This is a genomic window from Hoylesella shahii (assembly GCF_937990675.1).
Classification (GTDB): domain Bacteria; phylum Bacteroidota; class Bacteroidia; order Bacteroidales; family Bacteroidaceae; genus Prevotella; species Prevotella shahii.
On the sequence record NZ_CALKQY010000003.1, the window covers coordinates 1 to 26,891 of the forward strand.

Consider the following 26,891-nt stretch of genomic DNA (forward strand, 5'->3'; position numbering starts at 1 on the left):
ATAACAAACCCATCGGAAGAATTAAATACGCACTAAATTAATTCCGCCAACGGGTAAGTAATATATGTTAGGTAACAATACAAAAACAAGAACTCAGGAAACATTGTGACCTAATGAGACCGGTTGGGGTTCAATAGCAAATTCCATATAGTATCTATATACTAAAACGGTCAAGACCATTAGCCTTGACCGTTTTAGTACATTGCATGTGATTTGCTTAAAACTTGTAAGTTTACCGTAGCTAATAAACAATTACAAGCTGATTATAACTTTCTAGTTCAAGTTAGCTGCCCATAGTGGCGATATCAACAAACTTACCACGCTGTTTTCTTTCTTCAATCATTCGTTTCAATTTGCGTTGTCTGTTAGGAGCAATCCATTTTCGTGCAAAGATATTGGGGATGGCTACACCTATCGCAACACATAAAACGATGAGCGATGCAGTCATGCCATTAGTCATTGCCTTAGTAAGTTCGCCCACTACGCCGTGCATATCTAGTAAGGCGAAAAGACAACGATACATCAAAACACCAGGAACCATGGGTATAACGGTGGGAATTGAAAGGCATTGATGAGGCAAATGCACCCAGTGCACCACTTTGATATAGATGATACTAACGAGCGAAGCGCCAACCAAGGAGCCAATAACTGGACCTAAATCCAATCCAATATTGTTTGTGCTCTCACCAAGATTAACATAGTTTCTGGTGCAAACAGCCACAATACCTCCCAATGCCAATATCCATAAATGCTTTGGAGGGAAGTTGTATATCGTGGCAAAACCCATAGCCGAGATGGCGGCAGCCACAGCGTATTCCCAATAATCGTGATGGGGCGTCATGCTAAGCGTCTTAACAAAGTTGTCAATGCCACAAACACGAATAGCCAAGACAATACCAAAGGCCATGGCCGTAACAATAAGTATTGTGTTGATACCGCGTATAATACCCACCTCGATGTTGTTATCTAACACATCATTAACAAAGTTGATGATGGGTACACCTGGAACGAGAAATAGTGTACAGGCCATTAGCGGATGCCAAGGAGTATTAGTGTGTAGAACATGTGAAAGCAATGGAGGAAGGCTTGCCACGAAATTAGAAGAAGCAAAGGTGCCAAGCAGCCAAGCAAGGATGGTTGCCACAAAGGCTGCCATTGCGATGTTGGCGTACATATTAGAGCCAATCTCATTAAGTTTGACACGGAGTCGGAAACCTAGTGCTGCCGCAATAGAAGCATAAAAGAAGGCAGGCCAGTCGCAACCAAATTGGATGCAGAAGCCCCCACAAGCAAAACCTGCTGCAATGGCAACTTGCCAGTGGGTGTAACTTCGTTTGCGAGTGGCAATTTTATTTAATTCTTCTTCGTAGCGATCGAGCGAATAGTCTTCTTTAATTGCACTCCACGACAGTTTACTGATGTCTGAAATGGCGTGCATCTCTATGCCGTGCTTGTCGCAACGTTGAAATTTGGAAAACGAATGTGTGCCGTCGCTTAGGTTTACCATCAACATGTTGTAGGTGATGTGTATGTGCAGCTGTTCTTCGTTGAGACCTAAATAGGCTGCCGTTCTTTTCATGTTGCGCATAATACGACTGGTATCGGCCGAACTTTCAACGAGAATTTTACCTGTACGAAGTAGCAAATCAAGTTTTCTTCGCAATAGTTTTCTAGACTCAACTTGTTGATTTCCTTCTTGTTTCATTGTTTTACTAAACTAAATGTTTATGATTTGGTTTCCTGAGAACACATGCAAAGTTAATAAAACATAAGGAGACTAAGGTGGTTTTTAACTTCTTTATCATTAGCAAACTATGTGTACAATCTCTATTTTAAAGGCTAATTCAATAGGATAAATCAGCTATTTGCAAATATGTTCAAAGTTTGTTTAGGTCTATGGGATGGAAGCGCCTCAAGTTTCATATCATTTCTTTAGTTGATATATGACTGCTTTTCAATAAAGATAGTGCCAACAACCATAAGACGTTGTTGGCGCTAAGCTATATTTTAGAAGTTATTTCGGTTAAATGTGTTGTGGGTGGAAAATAATTAGGGAATATCGACACGCAAGTTGCTGCATATAAGCTGCGTATTAAACACCTTATGCCTTCTGCAGTTTAAATCTTCGCCACAGCCAATTGGGTAGCATTCGCCAAAATAGTATCAATAACCGATAGCGCCAATCTATAATTCGCACACGTTTTTTGTATTTTAGCGCACGCATAATGCTGTCGGCGACTCGATCTACCTGCATCAACATAGGATAATTGCCCCCCGTTAACAAGGCTGTATCCACAAATCCAGGTCTTATATCCGTGAAGTTGATATGCAAATTGCGCATCATTGCTAATTGGTCAAGGGCTTGTATGTAAGTGTTTTGAAAGGCCTTTGAAGCGCTATAAGAAGCAGCACTACCCATTCCTTTTGTGCCTGCCACAGAAGAAACCACAGCAATATGTCCACCATCATGTTGTGCCATATAGTTAAACACAAAGTCTACCATACGCGCAAAACCCATTACATTTGTTTCAAGAGTTGCTAGTTCGATGGTTTCGTCGAGTAAGCGATTTTGTTTGCCAATGCCCGAAGCGTGAAAATATAGGTTCACTCCCTCTAAACGGTCAATGAGTTGAGATAGGGGGGCAGTGGCATTGAAGTCGTTTACATCTACTTGTTGGGTAAACACCCTATTGGGAGCAAGCTGTTTCAAAGGTTCTAACAATTCTAAACGGCGAGCAGAAAGCCCCACCGTCCAACCATCTTCTATTAGTCGTTTGGCAACAGCATAGCCTATACCAGAAGATGCACCCATAACAATAGCCTTTTTCATTGTATTGCGAATTTAGATAATTATCGTTTAATTATATTTGAGATGCAAATAACACACATCTAGTGTATTAGCTAATCAAACATTCCAATTGAAGCACTTCATTTGTGTTTTCGTTTACTCTAAACCTGTTGTCTGTTCGTTCGCCAACAAGCCAAATTAGTGCGCCATTTTTATCAAAAAGTGCCAGTTGTCGTTGTTTGTCAAAGTACGAACGCTTTCTGTCGGTGAGAAAATCACTTACCAATTTCGAACTTTTCATACCAAAAGGTACAAAGCGGTCGGCTGTTTTAATGTGCCGTAAAACTAAGGGGAAAACAATATTGCTAGCATCAAGATGCACGCATTGAGCAAGTTTACTGGGGCGAAATGTTTCTGTTTTTGTGCATTTGGTTATTCGCAAGCGAACATTCTGTGAGAAAACATAAGTTCCAACCTCAGGAAGTAGCATTGTTCTAGTCAATTCGGCAGGTGTAACGCTTTGTTCTATCAACAATATTTGCCTGTCAACAACTAGCGTATGATTAGCCGAATGCCACATTTTACCCGTTTGTTGGTTATCATTTTGAGCTATTTGTTCAATCTGAGCAGGTGTAAAACCCAGTTTGTGAATGAGCTGGAAGAGCACATATTGAGGCGAAGGCGTTTGCATCAACTTATCAATCGCAATACCCAGTCGCCATCTTGGCTCCTCATCTTTAAATATCGTCACTTCCTTTGCATAAGTCTCGATGGCAGGATTGAACACTTTTTCGGCTTCCACTAGTCGTTCAATTGTCTTGGTTATGTTTTTTGTAGACGCCTCGTTTATTTCTGTGAGTAGCGGAATGAGCTGAAGCCTGATTTTGTTACGTGTGTAATCGGTGGTGAAATTGGTGCTATCGGTAACATACGTCTGACCTATGCCTTGCAGATAATCTTGCAAATCAGCGTGGGCAACCTGAAGTAAGGGGCGAATCACCCACCCATTGCGAGGCATCATACCCGTGAGCCCATTCAGTCCTGTACCCCTAAGAAGATTAATGAGCATTGTTTCCACATTGTCGTCTTTATGGTGACCCACACAGATGCCATCCATATCAAGGTCGTGCCGAAGTTTTTCAAAATGGTTATATCGTAATTCGCGTGCAGCCATTTCGATGCTAAGTTTGTGGAAGGCAGCATATTCAGCAGTATCGAAATGCACAGTGTGAAACGCAACTCCATGTTCTTTACATAGATTTGCACAAAAAATCTCGTCGCGAAATGACTCCTCACCTCGCAATTTGAAGTTGCAGTGTACCGCCTCTATCTGTAAACCCAATCGCAAGAGTATGCGAAAGAGCGCCACACTATCTGCACCACCCGACAAAGCAACGAGATAGCGCCCTTGTGGCGACAGCAAACGATGCTTGGCAATAAACTTAGTTACCTCTCTTTCAATATACATCATGCGTTTGTAATGGTGAAAACGACTTGGAAACGTTATTCAACGTAGAGTACAAGTCCCTTTAAATATTCACCTTCTGGATGAAAAATATTGATGGGATGGTCGGCTGGTTGGTGCAATTGGTGCATGATGCGCACCTTTCTACCAGCTTGAGCTGCTGCTGTGAATACGGCATTGCGGAATTGGTCTTTGGTGACAACTTGACTACAGCTGAAAGTAAAGAGCAAACCACCGGGCTTAATACACTCGAAACCCTTGGCATTAAGACGGGTATAACCCTTCAATGCATTGTGGAGGGCTGCACGATGCTTAGCAAAAGCAGGCGGGTCGAGTACAATAAGATCGTATTTATTCTCGTTAGCATTTAAGAATTTGAATGCATCTTCGCAAAAAGCCTCGTGTCGGTTGTCGACGGGAAAGTTTAGTTCCATATTCTTATTGGTCAATTCGATAGCTTTAGCACTACTATCAACCGAGTGAACAAGTTTAGCATTGCCACGCATTGCATAAACAGAGAAGCCACCGGTGTAACAAAACATGTTGAGAACACTCTTACCCTTGGCATACTTTTCGAGTAGCAAACGATTATCGCGTTGGTCGATAAAGAACCCAGTTTTCTGCCCTTTCAGCCAATCCACATGAAAGAGCAAACCATTTTCTTTGCCCGTATTATTCTCGCTTCCGCCGAAGATAAATTCATTTTCTTGTCCCAGTTCAGCTTTGAAGGGTAGGGTAGTGTCACTTTTGTAGTACACATTCTCAATTCTTGCGCCCAACACCGCAACCAGCGCATTACAAATAGCGTGTCGAGCCATGTGCATGCCAACGCTATGAGCTTGCATCACGGCCGTTTTACCATAACAATCTACAATAAGTCCTGGTAGGTTGTCGCCTTCGCCGTGCACCAATCGATAGGTGTCGTTATCATCTTTATCAGCAATACCAATGGCCAATCTAGCATTAAGCGCCGAAGCGAGTCGGGATTTCCAAAACCCATCGTTGATTTCAACGTCGCTAAACGAGAGTACGCGCACAGCAATAGATCCAATTTGATAATGGCCTACAGCAATAAAATCGCCCTCATTGGTAAGCACTCTCACTACCTCGCCTTCTTCAATCTCGTCTTTTTCGGCAAAACCAGCGATGGCACCAGAGAACACCCATGGGTGAAAACGCTTTAAACTTTCTTCTTTTCCCTTCTTTAAATATATTGATTTGTACATAAATCTTATAATTGTCAGATAATCAAAAAACAGCGATTAACGGCAAGAGCGTATGTGTTATTCTTGCTCGTTAATCACCAATTCGTAGTCGCCACTGTTTTTAAGTCGCACAATCTCTTTATACAAATTGATGCATGCCCAAGCATCGAGAGCCGCATAAGCTTTTTGTTTGTCGTTAAGCACATCCGAGTCCCAGTTTGTTAGTCTTTGTCTTTTGCTTATTTTTTGATGAAAGAGGTTGGCATATAGCTTTTGAAGACTAAGGTCTTCGATACCCAAATCGCCCACAAGGTCTTGCAGGTCGATAAAGTTTCCAGGTCTAAAAGCCTCCCTCTTATGCAGCGACAGCATATCGTCGTGCAGCGACAAGCCCACCATAGGCACTGTCTTATTCTCTAGAAGGCGCAAGATGGCAGGAGTAATGCCAATATGATTGAGCCTGAAGAGGAAACAAATATCGCATGTAGACACTTGCAGGAGCGACACCATGTGCGATTCACCCTTCTTAAACGAGGGTCTAGTCTCGGTGTCAACGCCCAAGATGTCTTGACTAAGAAGGAACTCAACGGCCTTCTCAGCCTCGCTCTCGCTCATTACCACAACCGTTTTTCCAGGGAAAGCAACTGTGGGAAGTTGAGCAATGCTTTTCTTATCGAATTTGTTATATATAATCTTTTTCATTTCCACTTCGCATTATAACGTGTTGCAAAATTAGAAAAAAGTTGTGACTTTATGGGCCTTTCTTGGTTTTTTACGCTAATTTTGCAGTTGATTTTCAGTTAAAAAAGTAACGATGGTAAAAAGAAAGACAGAGAGTAAGCCAAAAAGGAAAAGCTCAACGTTCTCACTTAGCAGCATATTTAAGATAAGCAACGAACGAACCGATTTTATTTTTGGGGTTGTACTCATCCTGATCGCGGTTTATGTGACTATGGCAATGGTCTCTTTCTTCTCAACGGGAAAGGCCGATCAAAGCATATTGGAAGACCTAAAACCGGGTGAATGGTTGAATACGAATAGAGAATTTTCAAACTATTGCGGTTCGATAGGAGCCATAATAGCCTACACACTCATTTCGCTCAATTTTGGTTTTGCTGCTTTTGCTGTGCCCATCTTTATTCTTTTGGTTGGGGCAAAGCTTACTCGTGCTTATAAGGTTAACCTTTGGAAAACCTTCTTTTACTTAGCCATCATTATGGTTTGGAGCTCAGTGGCAATCGCTAAGTTCCTTACTCCGTTTACAGGAAGTCTCATATTTAACCCTGGTGGCAATCATGGTTTATTCTGTGTGCAAAATATTGAGAACATGATTGGCCCTCCAGGACTTACCGCATTGTTGTTTATTGTGGCCTTAGCTTTTCTTACTTACTTGAGTGCAGAGACTGTTTCGCTAGTAAGAAAGGCGATTAATCCTGTTAATTACATCACTAATAAGGTAAAATTTACTATTGCCAACAATGGAAATCGTACCGTTCCAACCGACAGCGACGAGGATGTGCTTGTTGAAACACCACAAGAAGAACCCATTATAGAAACAGAAGAGGAAGTCGACGAGGAAGAAACAATGCCAACAGTTGTTGACCTTACGGCTGCTACAGACCAGTTACAAGACAAGGGAAAGTCTGTTACTGAATTGAAAGTGAATGATGAGCCTGAAGTGATAGACGATGCAGCAACACAATTAAAAGTGGAAATTCCTCAAGAAGAAGAGGAAGCTAGTGGTCGCGAATTAACAGCTGCTGAGGTGTTAAGCACACCCATCAATCCCTTAGAGCCATTCTTATCGTACAGATATCCCACGTTAGACTTGCTTAAGGCTTACGATAATGACAATAAGCCTTATGTGGATATGAACGAATTGAAGGCTAACAACGACCGCATTATAAAGGTGTTGCGGGACTTCGGGGTTGAAATTAGGGAAATTAAGGCAACAGTTGGTCCTACCATTACGCTCTACGAGATTACACCTGCTGAGGGAGTTCGTATTAATAAGATACGAAATCTAGAAGACGATATCGCTTTAAGTCTTGCAGCTCTGGGCATTCGTATCATTGCACCTATACCAGGCAAAGGAACAATCGGTATTGAGGTGCCCAACAATAAGCCAAATATCGTGTCGATGGAGAGTATTCTCAACTCGAAAAAGTTCCAAGAAACGAAGATGGATCTGCCTTTGGCTTTAGGAAAAACCATTACCAACGAGGTGTTTATGGTGGATTTGGCCAAAATACCTCATCTACTCGTAGCAGGTGCCACGGGTCAAGGAAAGTCGGTAGGTCTTAATGCTGTTATTACTTCTTTGCTCTATAAAAAACATCCCAATGAGTTGAAGCTAGTTTTGATAGACCCAAAGAAAGTAGAATTCAGTATATATTCGCCTATTGCCAACCACTTCCTGGCCAAAGTGCCAGAAGACGATAGCGAACCCATCATCACCGATGTTACAAAAGTGGTGCGCACGCTCAACAGTCTTTGTAAACTGATGGACACACGTTACGACTTGCTTAAGGCAGCAGGAGCTCGTAATATCAAAGAATATAATGAGAAATTTGTTAATCACAGACTAAATCTTAACAAAGGCCACGATTACATGCCTTATATCGTGGTAATTATCGACGAGTTTGGCGACCTAATCATGACTGCTGGTAAAGAAATAGAATTGCCAATAGCCCGTATTGCTCAGCTAGCTCGTGCGGTAGGTATTCACATGGTGATTGCAACACAACGCCCAACAACGAGTATTATCACGGGTAATATCAAGGCAAACTTCCCCGGTCGTATGGCTTTCAAAGTGAGTGCAATGATTGACTCGCGCACCATTCTCGACCGTCCAGGTGCCAATCAACTAATTGGACGAGGTGACATGCTTTTCCTCAACGGCAATGAACCTGTTCGCGTGCAGTGTGCATTTGTTGATACACCTGAAGTTGAAAACATTAACCTGTTTATTGCAGATCAACCAGGACCTATTGAGCCAATGGAGTTACCCGAACCAAACACCGAGGAAGGCGGAATGGGCGGCGGTGGAACAGCCGATATGAACAGTCTTGACCCCTATTTTGAAGAAGCAGCTCGTGCAATTGTTATCTCGCAACAAGGCTCAACCAGCATGGTTCAACGACGTTTCTCTATTGGATATAACCGTGCAGGAAGGCTAATGGACCAGTTGGAGGCCGCAGGAATTGTAGGAGTAGCCCAAGGTAGCAAACCCCGCGAAGTGCTTATTAGCGACGAAAATACACTTAATACCCTCTTAGCTAAACTACGGGGCATAGGATAAGTTGCGTGAACGGGGTATGGATGGCTAAATATAGCCCTCATAAACAAATAAATTAAGAATAAGCTATAATAATAAGGAGTAATAGTTATGTTAAAAAAAGTATTATTGTTGATGTGTCTTTCAATATTTGCTTTTAGTGCAAGCAAGGCGCAAACAGATAAAGAAGCTCGCCAAGTATTAGATAAAACAGCAGCCATCGTGGGCAACAAGGGTGGGGCACAGGCCAGCTTTAAACTCTCCAATGGTAAGCTAGGAGCAATCAATGGCACGATCTCGATAAAGGGAAATAAGTTTTATGCACGCACAGCTAAGGCTACAGTGTGGTTTAATGGTAAAACTCAATGGAGCTATATGCCTTCAACCAACGAGGTAAACGTAAGTACTCCAAATGAAGTTCAACAAGCAGCCATGAACCCTTACACCTTTATTAATATGTATAAGAGCGGTTATAAACTCTCAATGAATAAGGTGGGAAGCGACTATCAAGTGCATCTTGAGGCTGAAAAGGGCAATAAAGGTATTCCCGAAATTTATGTTTTGGTAGACGCTTCGTATAAACCTAAGCAGGTTAAGATGAAACGAGGAGGAGAATGGACTACTATTACGATCAGTAATTTCCAGCATAAAAAACTCTCAGACAACCTCTTTAGCTTTAATTCAAAGGATTTCCCAACTGCCGAAGTAATTGATTTGCGATAAATAAAATATTGCAACACTAACTATTTTAAACTATCATACCTATGAATCGTGTACAGTTATATCGCATCTTATATAGGCATCGTTCATTATCCGCACGTCGTGCACTGGATTATGAACAAAATCGCTCATACAAGTATATGTTTTATATCCTTTATACGTTTATGTTTGCGTATTTGCTATTTGCAGCAGTGATGATGTCTCTAGCAGTAAACAACATGAAGGGTGTAAACTCGATGGGTATGATGACGCTGTTTTTACCCTTTATCTTGTTGTTAGATCTCTTCATTAGGTTTTTCTATCAACAAACGCCTGCACAAATAGTTAAGCCATATATGCTTTTGCCTATACCGAGAAAGGTGTGTATTGAGAGTTTTATTGGTATTTCGCTATTCAATTTAGGCAATGCTTTTTGGCTAGTACTATTTGTTCCATATTGTATTATGTCGGTGATTTTCAGCTATGGTTTGTTGGCCACATTGATGCTTTTGGTGTTTCTTAGCTTAGCCATACTGCTCAATAGTCAGCTATATCTAATTTTTCAAACACTTAGTAGTCAATCGTTGCTTTGGCTATTAGGACTTTTGCCAACCTATTCTCTGCTGGCTTTGCCAGCTATATGGGGTGGAACGCTCTCGACAAACAGCTTCTACGTTTTCTATACAGGTATAGGAATATCTTTGTCTAAGGCAAATGTCTGGCCATTAATCATCCTTTTACTTGTTCTTTTAGTTGTTGTTTGGCTTAATAGAGAAATTCAATTTAGAAACGTTTGGAATGCGTTAACCAAAGTGAATGGTACAACTAAGATTAGCGGAAAAGACCGAATGGCGTTTCTTAAACATTATGGTGAGGTGGGAGAATATGCTTATTTGGAGTGTAAATTGATTTCTCGCAACAAATTTCCTCGAAATGCTATCTTAACCAGTATGTTAGTTATAGCCTTGTTAAGTGTCGTTATGAGCTTTACAGCAGCATACGATAGTCAATCGATGATGGCTTTCTGGTGCACATACAATTTTGTTTTACTAGGGATAACCTTCTTTACTAGACTATTATGCATGGAAGGGAATTATATTGATGGGCTAATGGTTCACCCAAACAGCATCTACTCATTGATGCGAGCAAAATATTATCTGCACTGCATCTTGCTGATCGTGCCTTTTGTATTGATGATTCCCATTGTTATAGTGGGTAAAATTAGTTTGTACATGTTAATTGGATATATGCTGTTTACTGCAGGATTTCAGTTCTTTATTTTATTCCAATCAGCAGTTTACAACAAGCATAGCCAAAAACTAGATGGTAAATTCTTTAGCAATCGCAATGTCGATCGCAATTATTTGCAAATGTTCATTGGAATTATGACATTCTTTTTCCCTTTAATATTAACCACAGTGCTTAACGTTCTCGTTTCCAAAACTGTATGTTACACCATCCTTGCAATAGCAGGTATTATCGGAATACTCACCCACAAACTTTGGATAAGAAACGTTTATGGACGGATGATGTCGCGGCGATACGAGAACATGGAAGGATTTAGAGCCACTAGATAGCACAAACATCCGCTGAGAATATATATCAACCAAAGGTTTTCTACCTTTACGCATGATAATGTCGTAGATATTTTGTAACTTTACACCCTATATGCGGTTTGCTTATTAACCGCCATTATGGATAAGAAACAATAAACCAACACGATAATGCACTTTAAATGGATATACGATCCGCTTTCGCCTCAAATGCAATCTGTGGCAAAAGAACTGGGTGAGAAGCTCAACATGAGTACCATTCTTGCCCAATTGCTCATACGTAGAGGCATTACAACCGAAAGTGCGGCCAAGCGTTTCTTTCGTCCGCAGCTCAACGATATTATCAATCCCTTCTTGATGAAAGACATGGACGTGGCCGTAGATAGGCTTAACGATGCCATGGGACGTAAAGAGCGCATCATGGTGTATGGCGATTACGATGTGGATGGATGCACTTCGGTTGCTCTTGTATACAAATTTCTACAACAATTCTACTCAAACATCGAGTATTACATACCCGACCGTTATGAAGAAGGCTACGGCGTGAGTCGAAAAGGTATCGACTATGCCCATCAATCAGGTGTTAAATTAGTTATCATCCTCGACTGTGGCATTAAGGCTATCGACGAAATAGGCTACGCCAAGTCGCTTGGTATCGACTTCATTATTTGCGACCACCATGTTCCTGATGAAGAGATGCCACCTGCTGTGGCCATTCTTAACCCTAAACGCCCCGATGACCATTATCCCTTTAAACACCTTTCAGGGTGTGGAGTGGGCTTTAAGTTCATGCAAGCATTTGCTAAAAACAATGGTATTCCTTTCTCAAGGCTCATCCCGATGCTCGACTTATGTGCTGTTAGCATTGCTGCCGACTTAGTTCAGGTGGAAGAAGAAAACCGTATCTTGGCTTTCCATGGTCTTAAACAGCTTAACCAAAATCCCAGTTTGGGTTTAAAAGCTATTATTGACATCTGTGGACTCGCAGGTAAGGAAATTTCAATGAGCGACATTGTATTTAAGATTGGCCCGCGTATCAATGCTTCTGGACGTATGGAGAGTGGTAAAGAAAGCGTGTCGCTATTGGTTGAGAAAGATTATAACGTGGCTTTGCAAAGCGCTAAGCACATTAATGAATACAACGAACAACGAAAAGATATCGACAAGCAAATGACTGAAGAGGCTAACCAAATTGTTGCGCGCCTTGAAAGTCAGAAAAAGCAGTCGAGTATTGTGCTATACGATGAGAATTGGAAGAAAGGAGTGATTGGCATTGTGGCTTCACGGCTCACAGAAATCTATTTCCGACCCACCGTTGTCATTACTCGTGATGGCGATTTTGCCACAGGATCGGCTCGCAGTGTGATGGGGTTCGACATTTATTCGGCCATTAAGAGCTGTCGCGACTTGCTTATTAACTTTGGCGGACATACTTATGCAGCCGGGCTTACGATGCGGTGGGATGATGTGCCCCTTTTTGTTGATCGGTTTCATAAATATGTAGACCAACATATTCTGCCTGAACAAACTGAAGCCATCCTGCATATAGACGAATTAATCGACTTTAAGGATATTACAAAGAAGATGCATCACGACTTGAAAAAGTTTTCTCCCTTTGGTCCGGGCAACCTTAAACCGCGCTTTTGCACCAATAGTGTTTACGATTATGGCACTAGTAAAGTAGTAGGTCGTGAGCAAGAGCACATCAAACTTGAACTTATCGACTCTAAATCAAGTAATGTGGTGAACGGAATTGCTTTCGGACAAAGTGCGTCGGCTCGTTATATCAAGTCGAAGAGAAGTTTCGATATAGCTTATACCATCGAAGATAATGTGTTTAGACACAATACAATACAATTGCAAATAGAAGATATCCGACTTACCGAGAACGACGATCAAGACGATCACAACGCTCTTTAATCACCCATGGAAGAATCTAACGGCGCGCTCAATGCCAACGATGCATTTAGACAAACATTACGCGAGTATTGGGGTTATCCCGATTTTCGTGGCATCCAACGCGACATCATTGAGAGTATCTCACAAGGAAAAGATACTCTTGGATTGATGCCTACCGGTGGTGGAAAGTCTATTACCTTTCAAGTGCCTGCTTTAGTGATGCCTGGGGTTTGTGTTGTGATAACGCCTTTGATTGCTCTGATGAAAGACCAGGTAGACCATTTACGTCAAAAAGGCATTCAAGCAGCCGCCATTTATTCAGGCATGAGTAGGCGCGAAATAATCACAACACTTGAAAATTGTATCTTCGGAGGTATAAAATTGCTTTATGTTTCGCCCGAACGCTTGTTCTCAGATATCTTTAAAGTAAAGTTTAAGCACATGGATGTTAGCTTTGTCACCGTTGACGAAGCACATTGCATTAGTCAATGGGGGTACGATTTCCGCCCATCTTACCTCTCTATTGCCGAAATTAGACAGCTTAAACCTGATACAGCCATTCTCGCTTTAACCGCAACAGCCACTCCTAAAGTTATAGACGACATCCAAGAGCGTCTGGGTTTTAAGCAGAAGAACGTTTTTAGGATGAGCTTTGAACGTTCAAACCTAGCTTATATCGTTCGTGAAACGATGGATAAGTACACCGAATTAATTCATATTCTCAATGCTGTTTCTGGTTCGGCCATTGTTTATGTACGAAGTCGCAAGCATGCAAGCGACATGGCACAATTCCTTACTTCAGAAAATATCTCAGCAACCTTCTATCATGCAGGACTCGAACCTGCTATAAAAAACCAGCGTCAAAACAGTTGGCAGCAAAACGAAGTGCGCGTAATCGTTGCTACAAATGCCTTTGGTATGGGTATCGATAAGCCTGATGTTCGCCTTGTGCTGCATATTGATTGTCCCGACTCGATTGAAGCCTATTTTCAAGAGGCTGGTAGGGCAGGTCGAGATGGGAAAAAGGCTTATGCTGTGTTGCTTTGGAACAAAGGCGATCGAAAGAAACTCAACAAAAGGGTGGCCGAAAATTTCCCTGAAAAGGATTATATTAAAGAAGTGTACGAAGACTTAGCCTACTATTACCAAATTGGAGTGGGTAGTGGGGCTGGCTATTCGTTTGTATTTGAGATAGATAAATTTAGCCGAACTTTTAAGCATTTCCCCGTGCAAACCCATTCTGCACTTCAAATTTTAGAGCGAGCGGGCTATATACATTACGAGATGGAGCCTGAGGCTAGAGCAAGAGTGATGTTTAAACTGGGCCGTAACGACCTCTATCGACTTGATGAAAGCAGTAAGTTTGAAGATGCCGTGATAACGGCTTTGTTGAGAACCTATGGTGGTTTGTTTAGCAACTATGTTTATGTTGACGAGGGTTTGGTGGCGCAAGAAGCCGGACTTACTACTCAACAGGTTTATGTGATACTGAAAAATCTAGCACAACGTAATATCATCTATTTTATTCCGCAACGCAAAACTCCGTTTATCACTTATCTCCAAGATAGGATTGACGGTGAGAACGTTGTGTTAAGTAAGGAGATATACGAAGAACGTAAGGAACAATATGTTAAACGTATCAACGCCATGCAGGCTTATGCAAGCAACAATGAAGTGTGCCGAAGCAGACAACTCCTTATTTATTTTGGCGAAAAACGCCATAAGGATTGCGAACAGTGCGATGTTTGTCTAGACCATGAGTCGCCCGAACCTAGCAATGAACAGACGAAAAATGCACGAGAAGCTATCCTTAATCTATTAAAAGATGGCGAACGTCACCATATAACCGAGCTTCACAAATTGAATTTGCCAAATAAGGGATTGGATGTGGCACTAGAATATCTTATACACGAAGAAGAAATTAATATTGATGGTAGTTTCATTTTCTTGTAGCGATATTTCAATCTCTTACATAAGATGGTACTGACAACCATTTAAGCGATATGAATAAGGCTGTCCCAGTCTCGTAATAAGCCGAAGTGGCAAAAAATGTTTTGCATACACCGCTGTCTTCTTAACTCTTTACAACCACTTTATCAGATTGGTCGAATATTATATAACTTTTAAATAACAATCGTGCCAGTAACACTTCGCGGTGATACTGGCACGATAAGTATTGCTTTAATCAAAATCTCTAAGCAAAACTTTATTCTACAACAACCTTCTTCGTTGTTCCGTCTGCATATTTCACGATATTAATACCTTTAACGGGCCCATTAATGCGTCTACCATCAATCGTATAACGAGCCACTTCGCGTTTCTCGTCATCGTTTTTCAATGTGCGTTCTACGCCTGTTGTGATATATTTTCTACCACTCTTGCCATCGTCAGTGCCATTAATATTGTCAATACATACATAGCTGGCCGTAGTTAGTCCCCATTGATTAGAACGTGAACCACTAAAAGAGAATTTCAATTCTTTAATTGCACCCATGCCACTAAGGTCAACCCACTGCCAGTCTCCTATGTAATAATGTTCAGCTGTGTTGCTCGAACGATAATCAGCCAAATACACCTCTGTTTTTGTTTCACTACTATCTGCTTTTATTCCTGTAATCGTTAGTAGCAGCCAATCGCCTTTCTCAAACCCTTTCTTGCCTGTAGCACCTTGCGAGAAGCCATCACCATCAAGAATATTGCTCAGTGTATATGCGGAGTTAGTGAGATATAGACCGCGAACCACTTCTCCTTCGGCTTTACCCACTACTTCAATAGGTGCAGACTGACCAAAGACATAAAGAACACAATAATTCGAAGAGTTGTTATAACCATGGCCAACACACGAATTAAATTGGTCGGGGAATAGTTTTTTAAAACTAGTTTCAGTACGATTTGATATTGCAAAATCATTCCAACTATTCCATTTCTTGATGTTGGTAAGGCTAAATCTATAGTTTCCGCTTATATAATACGATGTTTTAGCTTCACCATTGTCACTTTCCATACCCATATAATAGCCATCAGAACTTAGGTTAACATCCACATCGTCAAAGGTTGCAACCCCTTCTTTCAAAGCTTTATCAATAGCAGCTACCGACTCTTCTATATGCAAATCTTCAGCACCTTTCACCTCGGTTGAAGTTTCTCCTAACCAACCAGCCATCTGTTGTTCTGCACAATACACCTTTATAAAGTCTATGAAGTCTAGTTTTACCTTCTTTCTGTTTTGGTCTACTGCCCAATCAATGTCAAAACTATTTCCCTCTTTGTCAGAATTGGCCTTATTGTCTACATAACCCCAGTTAAACCCACTCAAACTCCAAAACCCTGTATCAGGGTCTTGTTTAGCATTTTTAGGAAGAAGAGTGCCTTTATAAGTAATTTTTGCAGGCATCCACAAAGGATAATATTCCTGGCTATGATAGGTATTACGCTCCACTTTCCCGCTGCCACCTTTATTGTCGGTCCAAGGAATGTCTTGCATAGGCGAGGCGGTATAAGTTACTTCGTAGCCATACACCAGCTTGTTGGGTGTTTCTCTATCGGCACTTCCACTCAGTTCGTACCACGGGTCGTCAGCAATACCATTTCGATTCACGTCTTTCGACACCATCACAATTCCAGGTTCAGAGTTTCCCTCAAATGCATTGCCTTCAATAAGAAAATCTTTTTGACCAGCTACATTTGCTACACTATGGTCGAAATGAAAGATTATCGAGCCACCAAATGCACCCAATGTAACCAAATCGCCTTTGTTATTGGCAAGACTTTCTGTGCATTTTTGGGCCATTTTTGTTGCATCGTCACCAGTTTCAAACATAGGGAGTTTGTTGACAAACTGACCAGGTGCGGGTGAATAGTCTACAACTTTATAAATATATTTTCCCGGTGTGGTCTTTGTGAAATACTGTTGTGCAGATGCATTCGCGCCAAAGAGCGATAATACAGCCACTAAAAGTAAAGTTTTATTCATACTGTTGCGTTATTGTTTTAATTCGTTTTACGTTTATATACAAAGGTGGCGTGCCCTGGTATGTCGCCTGTTTGAACTTCCCAATCAAACGTGCCATCTGCTTTAAAGTGTAAAAGACTACCACTAGAAACATAGTTTTTAGCATCCATCAAATAGAAATCACGACTTATTGGGTTAACTATAATTCCGTAGGGCATTTTTATTGTATTTATTTGGGGCGATGTAAATAAGTTGGTGCTGATGCGTTGATGGGTTTTTACATTTATTAGTCCATAGCTGATAACATTTGTAGCAGTGGCATTATTCCACGCCGAACCATAAAAATATAAGGAATCGCCCACGATTGAAATACCCGATACGGGCGTGTCAATACTGTCTATTGTCTCGTACTGTTGGTTCTTATTCTTAGCAAGCCAATAAATACGCGAAGGGATATTGTTGTAGTTGCCCCTAGTTGTAACCCATATTTGCCCATATTTGTCTACTTGACAAAGATGCGGATTGACACCCACGTTTATTTTTCTTATCTCCTTAAATGTGTTAAGGTCTATTTCGCTTACAGTGTGGTCGTAATTAGGAGCACGATAACCACCGCTGTTTACTACGTATAGTTTGTTGTCAACAATACAAAGCTGTTCGGGCTGATAACCAACAACAACCGAATCTTTCTTCTTAAAGTCAACAGTGTCAACCTTATAAACCATTCCTAGAGGCGCATTTTTATCAATTCTCACCGGTCCGACATAGGATGAGACATAAGCATAGCCATCTTTAAAGGCCAAATATCGGCAATTGGGTATGTTGATTTGCGTAATGCGTTTAGAACTATCTACGGTAGCCACCTCCACCTTGTTCGACACATTAACCACAATCCACAGCTTACTGCCATAGATTTTGATGTCGTTACCCACATCACCCAATTCTTTCACCACTTTAGGATTGCGTTCCGAATAGATGTTTTTTTTGTAATACACTGTGGGGTTATTATCATTTAAATCAAGATAATCAATTGAGGCTTTGTTGCTTCCCATATTTCCCTCGTTCAATACATACATACCCACAATGTTGCCCTGTGTGGGTTGTGCACCTGTATCTTGATTATGCGAAGGTATAACGTACAATTCTTCTCGACATGCATTAATCGTCGCTAAGAGTACAAGTGATATAAATAAAAAAGATAATTGTCTCATTGTTGGTTTATTTTTAAAGTGTTACATCTAATGTGATGGCGTAGTTGCGCTTAGGCATTGGATAATTGAGTATTACATCATAGTCTTGCGCTAATAAATTATTTACTTCGGCCGTTATTTTACATTTAGTTTTCTTCCAATTAAAGGTATAAATCAGCGACATGTCGCTGGTATACCATGCTGGCATATAGTTATAAACGCTGTTTTCCTGTTGATTAAATCGTTTACCTGCATATATAAAGCTATAGTTAAGTTGCCAAGCTTTATAATTTGCGCCAACAACAGCAGACCCGCTATGCCATGGAATATAGGGGATTTGGTGTTTATAATACGAATCGGAAGGGTTGGTCACATCTCTTGCCTGTTGATAGGTGTATTGCAAACGGGTTATAATAGAGAGCAGGGTGGTGGGTTGCACCGTTGTTTCGGCTTGCAGATCAACACCTTTTATATGCACCTTACCCAGGTTAAGCATCGTCCATCTAAACTGTTGCCCCTTGGGATAAGCCACAATTTTATCGTCAACACTATTGAAATAGCCATCTGCTTGCACCCTTAGTCTGCGTAACAAGGCTTTGGCAAACATTTTTTGCCACACAGCCCCCCCATTGTATTGTACTGCAGTTTCAGGTTTTAATAAAGCGTTGCCCACTTCGGTGTAATACAATTCGTTAAAGGTGGGCATCCGAAAACTTTTTTTGACATAGGCTCTAAGCGAAAAATCTTTGCTTGAAAAAGGATAGAAGTTAACGAAAATGGCAGGCGAGAGGGCAAATTTGCTATTGCCATCGATCAATGTTTTTGTGTGGTCTTTAACAAAAGTGGCCAAAACAGAAGCTTGCAACTTAAGGCGTTGATAGTCGAAAGCTGTGGCACACGATAAGAAATTGCTGAAGCGGTGAGGAAAAACAAATAAGCGAGCATCTGAATCGAGTTTGTTCCACTTGAAATCGTAGCTCAAACTAATCGACCAGTTTGGCATTAATCCCAATACGTTGGCCGTAGAAAGATAAAACTCTTGCTGTTTATAAGTGTTATCAACGGGTAGTTGGGTTGGGTCGTTGTTTACATAATGGGTGCGATAGTAAGCATATTTAGTCAACCATTGCGTAGAAAAGGCATCCGAGAAACTTTTTTGAAAGCGCAATTGCGAAAAGTGGTTATGGTCTGATTGTCTTTCTCCTCGTCGCCACACGTTATTAACAATTGCGCCTGGTATTCCGCGCTGCGAGTTATAGGTGTAAACCTTCCAGTTCCACATGCCATGATCTATTACACCATGGAGGTTTGCTTCAGCTCTTAATGCCCAGATGTCGCCATTTTGGCGTACAGCAGTGGTGTCGTAGGCCACGGAGCGGTCTTGATTATGGCGCAGATAACGAAACTTATACTTACCGCTTGAACTGAGATAGCCCAAACTTAGTGAGGCATTAACAGATTGAGTGAGTTTGTTTTCCCACAACCCCGATAAACGATAAGTATCGCTAGAGGCATTTCCAGCCTTAACTTTTAGGTTAAAAGACTTATTAACACTGAACCGTGGTGTGCGTGTGCGAATATAAACAGAGCCAGCATTTCCAAATTCGCTTGCAGGTTGGAAGATGGCACTTTTCTGACCATTATATAAAGTAATCTCTTCTACATTGTCTAATGACAGTTGGCCCAGGTCTATTTGTCCGTTTTGGGCATTACCAAGTTCAATTCCATCATAAAAAACACCAAGATGGTTGGTGCCCATACTACGGATATTAACCGTTTTTAGTCCGCCAACGCCCCCATAATCCTTAATTTGTAATCCCGAAAAATATCGCAATGCGTCGGCCACACTATGCGCATTAAGTTTTTCGAGCACTTTTCCGTCTAGTTTTTGCGAAGGGATTACTTCTCGATAGGTGTTTTTAGACACAACAATAACCTCGCGCACATGCTGCACCGAGTCTAGTTCCAACTGCTGTTTTTTATTTTGTGCGTGGCTAGATGTAGCCACAACGAGTGCTACACAAAGCCCAAAGATATGTACTCTCTGCATATTTTACGGCTTATCTTATAACCTTTCCTCGAGGTTAAAATAAAGATAATAGGCAATGGCAGGTCTTCTGACTTTGTAGCCCAGCCACAAACGCCTTCCCGAATGTTCCTTATTGGGTTCAGTGGCTTATTTTTTGTGCCTGTAAAAAGGTTACTCACAGCAGCGGGACTGTTCGGGATTTTCACCCGATTCCCTATTAATCGCCTATAAGCGAACCTATTGCCTTACTTTGCAAAGTTAATGATAATATATGGAAAATGGATAGTTTGGCTGTTATAATTATCTTTATTTAAGTTCGAACCGTAGGTTGGGAGTATGTAATTAGTTTTGATTGTCGAGGATTAAAGTGGAAACTAGTGGCAAATAGGGTACTTATTGTTGATAGTGTAAGGTACTAAAAAAACAACGTAGGGATAAATGCTGATCAACTTGATAACTCATTACTTTGGTTATAGAATTGGCTCTGCATTTGTTTTAATAATGCCGATATAGTTTTATTTTTTAATCATTGCAAAAGAAAGGTATTGGGGAGTCTTAATTATTCATCCCTCCCTTTAACTGCAATAAACAATATGTTAAAGATGGTAATAATATTTTACAATGTGGCTTTAAATAACAACGCGTTCTAGAAGAAAAACAGGCTTAAAAACCCCAATAACTGCACAAATAAGAAAAAAATGTGCAGCTGTTTTTGGAGGTAAAGCACGGTGGTTTTGATAAAACACTATGGTTTTAGCACTTTTTTTAGAAGAAAATTGCGCTATATTTGTATTCGCAACATCACAAAATATGAGACAGATTGCTTCAAGTTGAATAGCGTTTTGCTGCAAAACGCAGTGCAATCTGCTGCAAAACGCAGTGCAATCTGCAGCAAAACGCAGTGCTATTTGCAGCAAAACGCAAGGTATTTAGCAGCAAAACGCAAGGTGTTTTGCTGCTAAACGCAAGATAATTTGCAGCAAATAGCATCGGAAAAGCTTAAAAAGTGGTTTAAAACACGCTTTTTATGGTCAAAATATTCTTTTTGAACATGAGCTGACTTACTGGTCTTAAAATATTCAATTTGTTATGATTTTGTCTTTTTTGCGAACTAAAATGCGAACTTTTGCGTATAAAACGCCGTAAACTGCAATAAGTCAATAAGATAGAAACTTTAAAAATACGCTCAAAAATAAGAGCACTTCCTAGATTTTTCTAACAAAGGGCACTCTTAATGTTAAAAATCAGTAGAAATATTTTACAAAGACGAGGGTTGCAATTCACTCTTTATTACAGAGCGTTCCTTAGTGTTAAGAACGATTAAGAGAGAAAGCTGTAGATGATGTTTAACAAGTATGTATGGAATTAATCAGGATCGCAATTCGAGCGATTTATCAATACGAAGGCTACCAGTAGCTGATAACTACACCATAGTAAGTTTTCGCCGATAGCGTAAACTAAATATAGCTAACTAGCAACAACTGGTAGCCTATAATAAATACTACAGAGCAGGACAGAGTAAGTTAGATGGTTATAAATCTACCACGGTAATACCGGCTCCACCAAACTGCACATGCTCATCTTTAAAAGCGGTGACATTAGGAACTGTGGCCAAATATTGCCTGATAAGTTGTCGCAAAATACCATTGCCCTTACCATGAAGAATGCGAACACGTGGCATACCTACTAAAATGGCATCGTCTATAAAATGCATCACGGCATTAAGCGCCTCGTCGCCACGTTCACCACGCACATCGAGGTCTTGGTGAAAGTTGTTCTTACGATCGTCAATGGCTTGACGTGTCTCTTTACTTATGCTGTATAGCTTGGTTTGCTCTTTCTCTGTGGGTGTAGCCAATTCAAGACGTTTTACATCAATTTTAGAACGTATACCACCAAAAACCACCATGGCCATACCGTTGGAGTCGAGAGATTCTACCCGTCCAACAGTAGTAAGTCCTTTCATCTTCACCGAGTTTCCTGGCATAATCACATCCGTGGGTGTAGATTTCTTGCTTACGGCCTCCCTAATCTGCTCAGCTGCTTTCTTCTGTTTCTCAGCTTTTTCCTTGATATGTTTCTCGTGTCTTTCCTTTCTGCGCTTTATTTGTTCAATCTTTTTGGCGATAAACTCATCGTTGGCAGAAGCATCAACCTGTTCGACAGAGGTACGAAATTCGCTTAATTCTTCGCGTATGCGTTTGGTACGTTCCTTTTCGGCTTGCGCTTCCTTAATCTCGCGAATAGTGGTTTCAATACGTTTGTTGCTTTCGCGCAAAAGTTCTTCGGCCTGTTCTTTTGCTCTTTTGAGCACATCTTTGCGCGTTTTACCAATTTCTTCAATATCTTTTTCGTAGCGTTCGATAACCGCTTGTAAGTCTTTCTCCTGTTTATGTATTGTGGCGCGTTTGTTTTCCCAATAACGTTTGTCGCGTACAATGTCTTGCAGATACTTGTCGCTTTGTATATAATCTTCACCCACAATGCGCGAGGCATCTTGTATAACTTCTTCAGGTAGACCAATTTTACGGGCTATCTCAATGGCAAACGAACTTCCTGGCTGTCCGATAGACAACATAAAGAGCGCTCTCATTTCCTTTCTATCATAAAGCATAGCGCCATTGACCACCCCTTTATGATTGTCGGCAAAGTGTTTAAGGTTTTGATAGTGAGTGGTAACAACGCCAAAGGTGCCTTTTTTGCAAAATTGAGTAAGTACCGACTCGGCAATTGCACCGCCAATTTGCGGTTCGGTGCCAGTTCCAAACTCGTCAATGAGGATGAGTGTTTTGTCGTTGGCGTTCTTCATCATCATCTTCATGTTGAGCAAATGCGAAGAATAGGTGCTCAAATCATTTTCAATGCTCTGTTCGTCGCCAATATCTATCATGAGATTTTGAAATACACCCACACACGAAGTGTCGCCCATGGGCACAGAAAGTCCACATTGCACCATATATTGGAGCAAGCCAACGGTTTTGAGACACACCGATTTACCACCCGCGTTTGGCCCTGAAATAATCAAGATGCGTTTATCCTTGGTGAGAATAACATCAAGAGGCACAACACGTTTGCCCTGTTTTTCTAACGAGAGCCTTAACAAGGGGTGAACGGCCTGCCCCCAATCAATAAGTGGTGAACTGCTTAATTGCGGTTCGATGGCTTTAAAGGTGCGAGCCAATTCGGCCTTAGCACGAATAAAATCGATGTGCGCCAGCAATTGGTAAGATGCCATCATAGGAGTGATGTGTGGCCTAATGTCTGCCGACACCTCTTTTAGTATGCGCACAATCTCCTTTTTCTCATCGGCTTCAAGTTCTCTAATCTTATTGTTTGCCTCTACCACCTCGGTGGGTTCGATATAAACCGTACGGCCCGAAGCCGACTCGTCGTGTACGATACCTCCAATCTTGCGCTTCATTCCAGGCAAAACAGGGATTACCAAGCGCCCTTCGCGAATAGCAGGCGAAACGTCTTTTTCAACCAATCCCTCTTGTTGAGCGTTGCGTAAGATATTATTTAATATGCGCGAAACACTACCTTCAGTTTGCGCAAGTTCGCGTCGGATACGTGCTAACTCAGGCGAAGCATTATCTTTAATTTTACCAAACTTATCAACAATCTGTCCAATACGGCGCACGATGTCGGGAAATGTGGTCACCTCCACGGTAAGACGCTGTAGAGTGGGGTAGGGAAAGCGTGCGTTTTCCCCATCAGTGGCATCTTCGCCATCGGTGGTGCGGTTGAGAAAGCGGGTTACGAGGTGTATGGTGTCGAGCGAACGAAGCAAGTCGAACAACTCTTGTTCATCAAGATGCGTTCCTTCGATACGCAATCGCGATAAGGTAGAGCGAAGATCGAAGAAATATTGTAGAGGGAAATCGTCGGCTTCAGTTTGCAAGAGTCTGAACTCACGCGTTTGCTTGAGCCAAGTTTGTATTGCGTTGGGGTCATCGCTCATAGCCATATCATCTACCAATCCCGTGCCAAGAGTAGATAGGCATTTGCTTTTTAACAAGGTTCTCACCTCGTTAAAACCAATTTTCTGCTCGAAATTATTTGGATAAATCATACTGCAAAATTACGTCACATAATTGAAATGGCAAAACCAAAGGGCAAAAATGGTGCATGAAGACAAACTAAAAGCACCCGACAAGTGAATGTCGGGTGCTAAAATAAAGTTTAGAAGCTAATATTATTGCTTCAATTTTAGTAAGTCGCGAATTTCAGAAAGCAACTTCTCTTCATTGCTGGGTTCAGCAGGAGCTTCGGGAGCAGCAGGTTCTTCTTTCTTCTTTTTTGTGAGAGAATTGATACCCTTCACGATGAGGAAGATACAGAAAGCCACAATCAAGAAGTCGATAACGTTTTGGATGAAGTTTCCATACATAACTTGTGCTTCGCCAATTTTAAGCGATAGATTTTTGAAATCCAACCCTCCGAGAGCCATTCCGACAAGAGGCATAAGGATATCGTCTACAACCGACGACACAATTTTGCCGAAAGCTCCACCAATTATAACACCGACTGCCAAATCTAATACGTTACCCCGCATGGCAAAGTCTTTGAACTCGTTTAAAAATTTACTCATTGTTTTTTGTTGTTTATAATAATTATTTGGTGAAATCTTATGCAAATGTAGAAATAAATTTGTAACTTTGCGGTGCAATTGAGGAAAAAAGCATTGTTTAGGCTAACATTTTGATTTTTTAATCCATTTTGTAATGTCAACTTGCTAATTTGCCCCTGCTGTGTATTTTTAACCCATTAAAAATAAAAAACAAGATGATTAAAATTGGTATTAACGGATTTGGCCGTATCGGTCGTTTCGTATTCCGTGCTTCTCTCGAAGAGACTAACGCTAAAGAAGTGCAAGTTGTTGCTATCAACGACCTTTGCCCCGTAGACTACTTGGCATACATGCTAAAGTACGACACGATGCACGGCATCTTCAAAGGCACCATCGAGGCTGATGTGGAGAAGTCGCAACTCATCGTAAACGGCAACGTTATCCGTGTAACCGCAGAACGCAATCCCGCTGATTTGAAGTGGGGTGAAGTAGGTGCAGAATATGTTGTTGAGTCAACTGGTCTGTTCCTTTCTAAGGAAAAGTCACAAGGTCACCTCGATGCTGGTGCAAAGTATGTTGTTATGTCTGCTCCTTCTAAGGACGATACACCTATGTTTGTATGCGGTGTAAACGAGAAGAGCTACGTTAAGGGTACACAATTTGTATCTAACGCTTCTTGTACTACCAACTGCTTGGCTCCTATCGCTAAGGTATTGAACGACAAATGGGGTATCACCGATGGTTTGATGACCACTGTACACTCTACCACTGCTACACAAAAGACTGTTGACGGTCCTTCTTTGAAAGACTGGCGTGGTGGCCGTGCAGCTTCAGGCAACATCATTCCTTCTTCTACTGGTGCTGCTAAGGCTGTAGGTAAGGTTATTCCTGAACTGAATGGCAAGCTTACTGGTATGTCAATGCGTGTTCCTACACTCGACGTTTCTGTAGTTGACCTTACCGTTAACTTGGCTAAGCCTGCTAAGTACGAGGAGATTTGCGCAGCTATGAAGGAAGCTTCTGAGGGCGAACTCAAAGGTGTTCTGGGTTACACCGAGGACGCAGTAGTATCTTCTGACTTCTTGGGCGACGCTCGCACTTCTATCTTTGACGCTAAGGCTGGTATCGCTCTTACCGATACTTTCGTTAAGGTTGTATCTTGGTACGACAACGAAATTGGCTACTCGCACAAGGTTGTTGAGCTGATTAAGCACATGGCTAAGGTTAATGCCTAATTAATTTTAGTTTCAACCGAACAAAAACGAGCCGTCCTATAACTTAGGACGGCTTTTTTTTATTACCTTTGTCTTTGTGAAGATGATTACGATATTAGGTCCTACGGCTTGCGGAAAAACAGCATTAGCCGTTAAGGTCGCTGCTATGACTGGTGGCGAGATTATCAGTGCGGATAGTAGGCAGGTGTATCGAGGTATGGATATTGGCACAGGTAAAGACTTGAACGAGTACATTGTTGACGGAAAAGCCATTCCCTATCACCTTATAGATATAGAGGATGCTGGGCAGAAATATAATCTGTTTAGATTTCAAGAAGACTTTAATGCCGCCTACGAAGATATCACACGTAGAGGAGTTCTGCCCATTCTGTGTGGCGGAACGGGTCTTTATATGGAAGCTGTTCTCAAAGGTTATGCCCTATCTCCTGTTGAACAGGATGATAATTTGCGTAAAAAACTTTCTACGAGAACGCTCGACGAACTCAAAGAATTACTTACCCGACTGAAAGCGAGAAACGGTTCGGCCATGCATAACGTAACAGATGTAGACACCGTGAGCCGAGCTGTGCGAGCAATAGAAATAGAATTTCATAATTTGAAGCATCCTTTAGATACGCGTTCAATGCCTGCAGTAAATTCGCTTATCGTGGGATTGGATGTGGATAGAGAAGTGAGACGAGAAAGAATAACCGCCAGACTGAAAGCAAGATTGCAAGAAGGAATGGTGGAAGAGGTTAGCGGATTGCTGAAAAACAATGGCGTGACGAAAGAAGACCTGATGTATTATGGGCTGGAATATAAATATGTTACGGCATACGTAGTTGGAGAAATGTCGTACAACGATATGTTCAATCAACTTGAAATAGCCATCCATCAATTTGCAAAACGCCAGATGACCTGGTTTAGAGGCATGGAACGACGAGGATTTAATATCCATTGGCTAAATGCAAGTATGTCTATAGAAGATAAATTGGCTCAGATAGAACAGTGGATGAGCGAAGAAAAGGAAACGGTTTAAGAAAAAGAGTA

At 41.3% G+C, this 26,891-nt stretch carries 18 protein-coding genes and 1 riboswitch; of the genes, 7 read left to right on the forward strand and 11 right to left on the reverse strand.

The features are described 5' to 3' along the window. Window positions 1–283: 283 nt before the first annotated feature. The 5 genes from QME03_RS00450 to QME03_RS00470 form a co-directional block, all read right to left on the reverse strand. Window positions 284–1,705: a threonine/serine exporter family protein gene (locus tag QME03_RS00450; RefSeq protein ID WP_281723094.1), complete on the reverse strand. Its 1,422-nt coding sequence runs from the start codon at window positions 1,703–1,705 to the stop codon at window positions 284–286. Window positions 1,706–2,101: 396 nt separating this feature from the next. Then, window positions 2,102–2,830, reverse strand: coding sequence for an SDR family NAD(P)-dependent oxidoreductase (locus tag QME03_RS00455; protein WP_281723095.1), 729 nt, complete (start codon window positions 2,828–2,830; stop codon window positions 2,102–2,104). A gap of 67 nt (window positions 2,831–2,897) precedes the next feature. Further along, a complete protein-coding gene (tilS, locus tag QME03_RS00460; protein ID WP_281723096.1) occupies window positions 2,898–4,259 on the reverse strand; it encodes a tRNA lysidine(34) synthetase TilS in 1,362 nt (453 codons plus the stop codon). Window positions 4,260–4,291: 32 nt separating this feature from the next. Next, window positions 4,292–5,479 (reverse strand): class I SAM-dependent rRNA methyltransferase, encoded by a 1,188-nt coding sequence (locus QME03_RS00465; RefSeq protein WP_273262137.1) that lies wholly within the window; start codon window positions 5,477–5,479, stop codon window positions 4,292–4,294. Between the two features lie 57 nt (window positions 5,480–5,536). After that, a complete protein-coding gene (locus QME03_RS00470) occupies window positions 5,537–6,160 on the reverse strand; it encodes a 3'-5' exonuclease (protein WP_025817381.1) in 624 nt (207 codons plus the stop codon). Between the two features lie 112 nt (window positions 6,161–6,272). On the opposite strand from QME03_RS00470, the gene QME03_RS00475 reads away from it, so the two are divergent. The 5 genes from QME03_RS00475 to QME03_RS00495 all read left to right on the forward strand — a co-directional run bounded on the left by QME03_RS00475 (window position 6,273) and on the right by QME03_RS00495 (window position 14,839). Next, the gene (locus QME03_RS00475) at window positions 6,273–8,759 is read left to right on the forward strand and encodes an FtsK/SpoIIIE family DNA translocase (protein WP_281723097.1); all 2,487 of its coding nucleotides are present in this window, start codon (window positions 6,273–6,275) and stop codon (window positions 8,757–8,759) included. An 87-nt stretch (window positions 8,760–8,846) separates the two neighbouring features. Beyond that, window positions 8,847–9,458: an outer membrane lipoprotein periplasmic chaperone LolA1 gene (gene lolA1 / locus QME03_RS00480; RefSeq protein WP_281723098.1), complete on the forward strand. Its 612-nt coding sequence runs from the start codon at window positions 8,847–8,849 to the stop codon at window positions 9,456–9,458. Window positions 9,459–9,499: 41 nt separating this feature from the next. Then, window positions 9,500–11,011 (forward strand): DUF5687 family protein, encoded by a 1,512-nt coding sequence (locus QME03_RS00485; protein ID WP_281723099.1) that lies wholly within the window; start codon window positions 9,500–9,502, stop codon window positions 11,009–11,011. Between the two features lie 147 nt (window positions 11,012–11,158). Beyond that, window positions 11,159–12,907 carry a single-stranded-DNA-specific exonuclease RecJ gene (recJ, locus tag QME03_RS00490; protein ID WP_281723100.1) on the forward strand — a complete coding sequence of 583 codons (1,749 nt, stop codon included), beginning with the start codon at window positions 11,159–11,161 and terminating at the stop codon, window positions 12,905–12,907. Between the two features lie 6 nt (window positions 12,908–12,913). Further along, entirely contained in the window at window positions 12,914–14,839 is a 1,926-nt protein-coding gene (locus tag QME03_RS00495) for a RecQ family ATP-dependent DNA helicase (RefSeq protein WP_281723101.1), read from the forward strand. A 253-nt stretch (window positions 14,840–15,092) separates the two neighbouring features. Here the strand turns inward: QME03_RS00495 and QME03_RS00500 are convergent, their stop codons facing one another. The 6 genes from QME03_RS00500 to mscL form a co-directional block, all read right to left on the reverse strand. Then, window positions 15,093–16,859: a DUF4465 domain-containing protein gene (locus tag QME03_RS00500; RefSeq protein WP_110370381.1), complete on the reverse strand. Its 1,767-nt coding sequence runs from the start codon at window positions 16,857–16,859 to the stop codon at window positions 15,093–15,095. Window positions 16,860–16,876: 17 nt separating this feature from the next. Beyond that, a complete protein-coding gene (locus tag QME03_RS00505) occupies window positions 16,877–18,049 on the reverse strand; it encodes a YncE family protein (protein WP_281723102.1) in 1,173 nt (390 codons plus the stop codon). A 13-nt stretch (window positions 18,050–18,062) separates the two neighbouring features. Beyond that, window positions 18,063–20,078 carry a TonB-dependent receptor plug domain-containing protein gene (locus tag QME03_RS00510; RefSeq protein ID WP_281723103.1) on the reverse strand — a complete coding sequence of 672 codons (2,016 nt, stop codon included), beginning with the start codon at window positions 20,076–20,078 and terminating at the stop codon, window positions 18,063–18,065. A 40-nt stretch (window positions 20,079–20,118) separates the two neighbouring features. Further along, window positions 20,119–20,314, reverse strand: a riboswitch (cobalamin riboswitch). Between the two features lie 372 nt (window positions 20,315–20,686). Then, window positions 20,687–20,974, reverse strand: a complete 288-nt coding sequence (locus QME03_RS00515) for a hypothetical protein (RefSeq protein ID WP_281723104.1) — start codon at window positions 20,972–20,974, stop codon at window positions 20,687–20,689. A gap of 614 nt (window positions 20,975–21,588) precedes the next feature. Continuing rightward, on the reverse strand, window positions 21,589–24,129 hold the full coding sequence (locus QME03_RS00520; protein ID WP_281723105.1) for an endonuclease MutS2: 2,541 nt from the start codon (window positions 24,127–24,129) through the stop codon (window positions 21,589–21,591). Between the two features lie 123 nt (window positions 24,130–24,252). Continuing rightward, window positions 24,253–24,648, reverse strand: a complete 396-nt coding sequence (gene mscL / locus QME03_RS00525; RefSeq protein ID WP_281723106.1) for a large conductance mechanosensitive channel protein MscL — start codon at window positions 24,646–24,648, stop codon at window positions 24,253–24,255. 194 nt (window positions 24,649–24,842) lie between these two features. On the opposite strand from mscL, the gene gap reads away from it, so the two are divergent. Both gap and miaA read left to right on the forward strand, forming a co-directional pair. After that, window positions 24,843–25,862, forward strand: a complete 1,020-nt coding sequence (gap, locus tag QME03_RS00530) for a type I glyceraldehyde-3-phosphate dehydrogenase (protein ID WP_025816532.1) — start codon at window positions 24,843–24,845, stop codon at window positions 25,860–25,862. Between the two features lie 82 nt (window positions 25,863–25,944). Continuing rightward, entirely contained in the window at window positions 25,945–26,880 is a 936-nt protein-coding gene (gene miaA / locus QME03_RS00535; RefSeq protein ID WP_273147319.1) for a tRNA (adenosine(37)-N6)-dimethylallyltransferase MiaA, read from the forward strand. Window positions 26,881–26,891 lie beyond the last annotated feature (11 nt).

Coding starts and splice junctions, on each gene's coding strand:
- QME03_RS00450 (WP_281723094.1), bottom strand. CDS start 1,705: ATGAAACAAGAAGGAAATCAACAAGTTGAGTCTAGAAAACTATTGCGA.
- QME03_RS00470 (WP_025817381.1), bottom strand. CDS start 6,160: ATGAAAAAGATTATATATAACAAATTCGATAAGAAAAGCATTGCTCAA.
- lolA1 (WP_281723098.1), top strand. CDS start 8,847: ATGTTAAAAAAAGTATTATTGTTGATGTGTCTTTCAATATTTGCTTTT.
- QME03_RS00510 (WP_281723103.1), bottom strand. CDS start 20,078: ATGCAGAGAGTACATATCTTTGGGCTTTGTGTAGCACTCGTTGTGGCT.
- QME03_RS00495 (WP_281723101.1), top strand. CDS start 12,914: ATGGAAGAATCTAACGGCGCGCTCAATGCCAACGATGCATTTAGACAA.
- QME03_RS00485 (WP_281723099.1), top strand. CDS start 9,500: ATGAATCGTGTACAGTTATATCGCATCTTATATAGGCATCGTTCATTA.
- QME03_RS00455 (WP_281723095.1), bottom strand. CDS start 2,830: ATGAAAAAGGCTATTGTTATGGGTGCATCTTCTGGTATAGGCTATGCT.
- recJ (WP_281723100.1), top strand. CDS start 11,159: ATGCACTTTAAATGGATATACGATCCGCTTTCGCCTCAAATGCAATCT.
- QME03_RS00475 (WP_281723097.1), top strand. CDS start 6,273: ATGGTAAAAAGAAAGACAGAGAGTAAGCCAAAAAGGAAAAGCTCAACG.
- miaA (WP_273147319.1), top strand. CDS start 25,945: ATGATTACGATATTAGGTCCTACGGCTTGCGGAAAAACAGCATTAGCC.
- gap (WP_025816532.1), top strand. CDS start 24,843: ATGATTAAAATTGGTATTAACGGATTTGGCCGTATCGGTCGTTTCGTA.
- QME03_RS00505 (WP_281723102.1), bottom strand. CDS start 18,049: ATGAGACAATTATCTTTTTTATTTATATCACTTGTACTCTTAGCGACG.
- QME03_RS00520 (WP_281723105.1), bottom strand. CDS start 24,129: ATGATTTATCCAAATAATTTCGAGCAGAAAATTGGTTTTAACGAGGTG.
- tilS (WP_281723096.1), bottom strand. CDS start 4,259: ATGATGTATATTGAAAGAGAGGTAACTAAGTTTATTGCCAAGCATCGT.
- QME03_RS00500 (WP_110370381.1), bottom strand. CDS start 16,859: ATGAATAAAACTTTACTTTTAGTGGCTGTATTATCGCTCTTTGGCGCG.
- mscL (WP_281723106.1), bottom strand. CDS start 24,648: ATGAGTAAATTTTTAAACGAGTTCAAAGACTTTGCCATGCGGGGTAAC.
- QME03_RS00465 (WP_273262137.1), bottom strand. CDS start 5,479: ATGTACAAATCAATATATTTAAAGAAGGGAAAAGAAGAAAGTTTAAAG.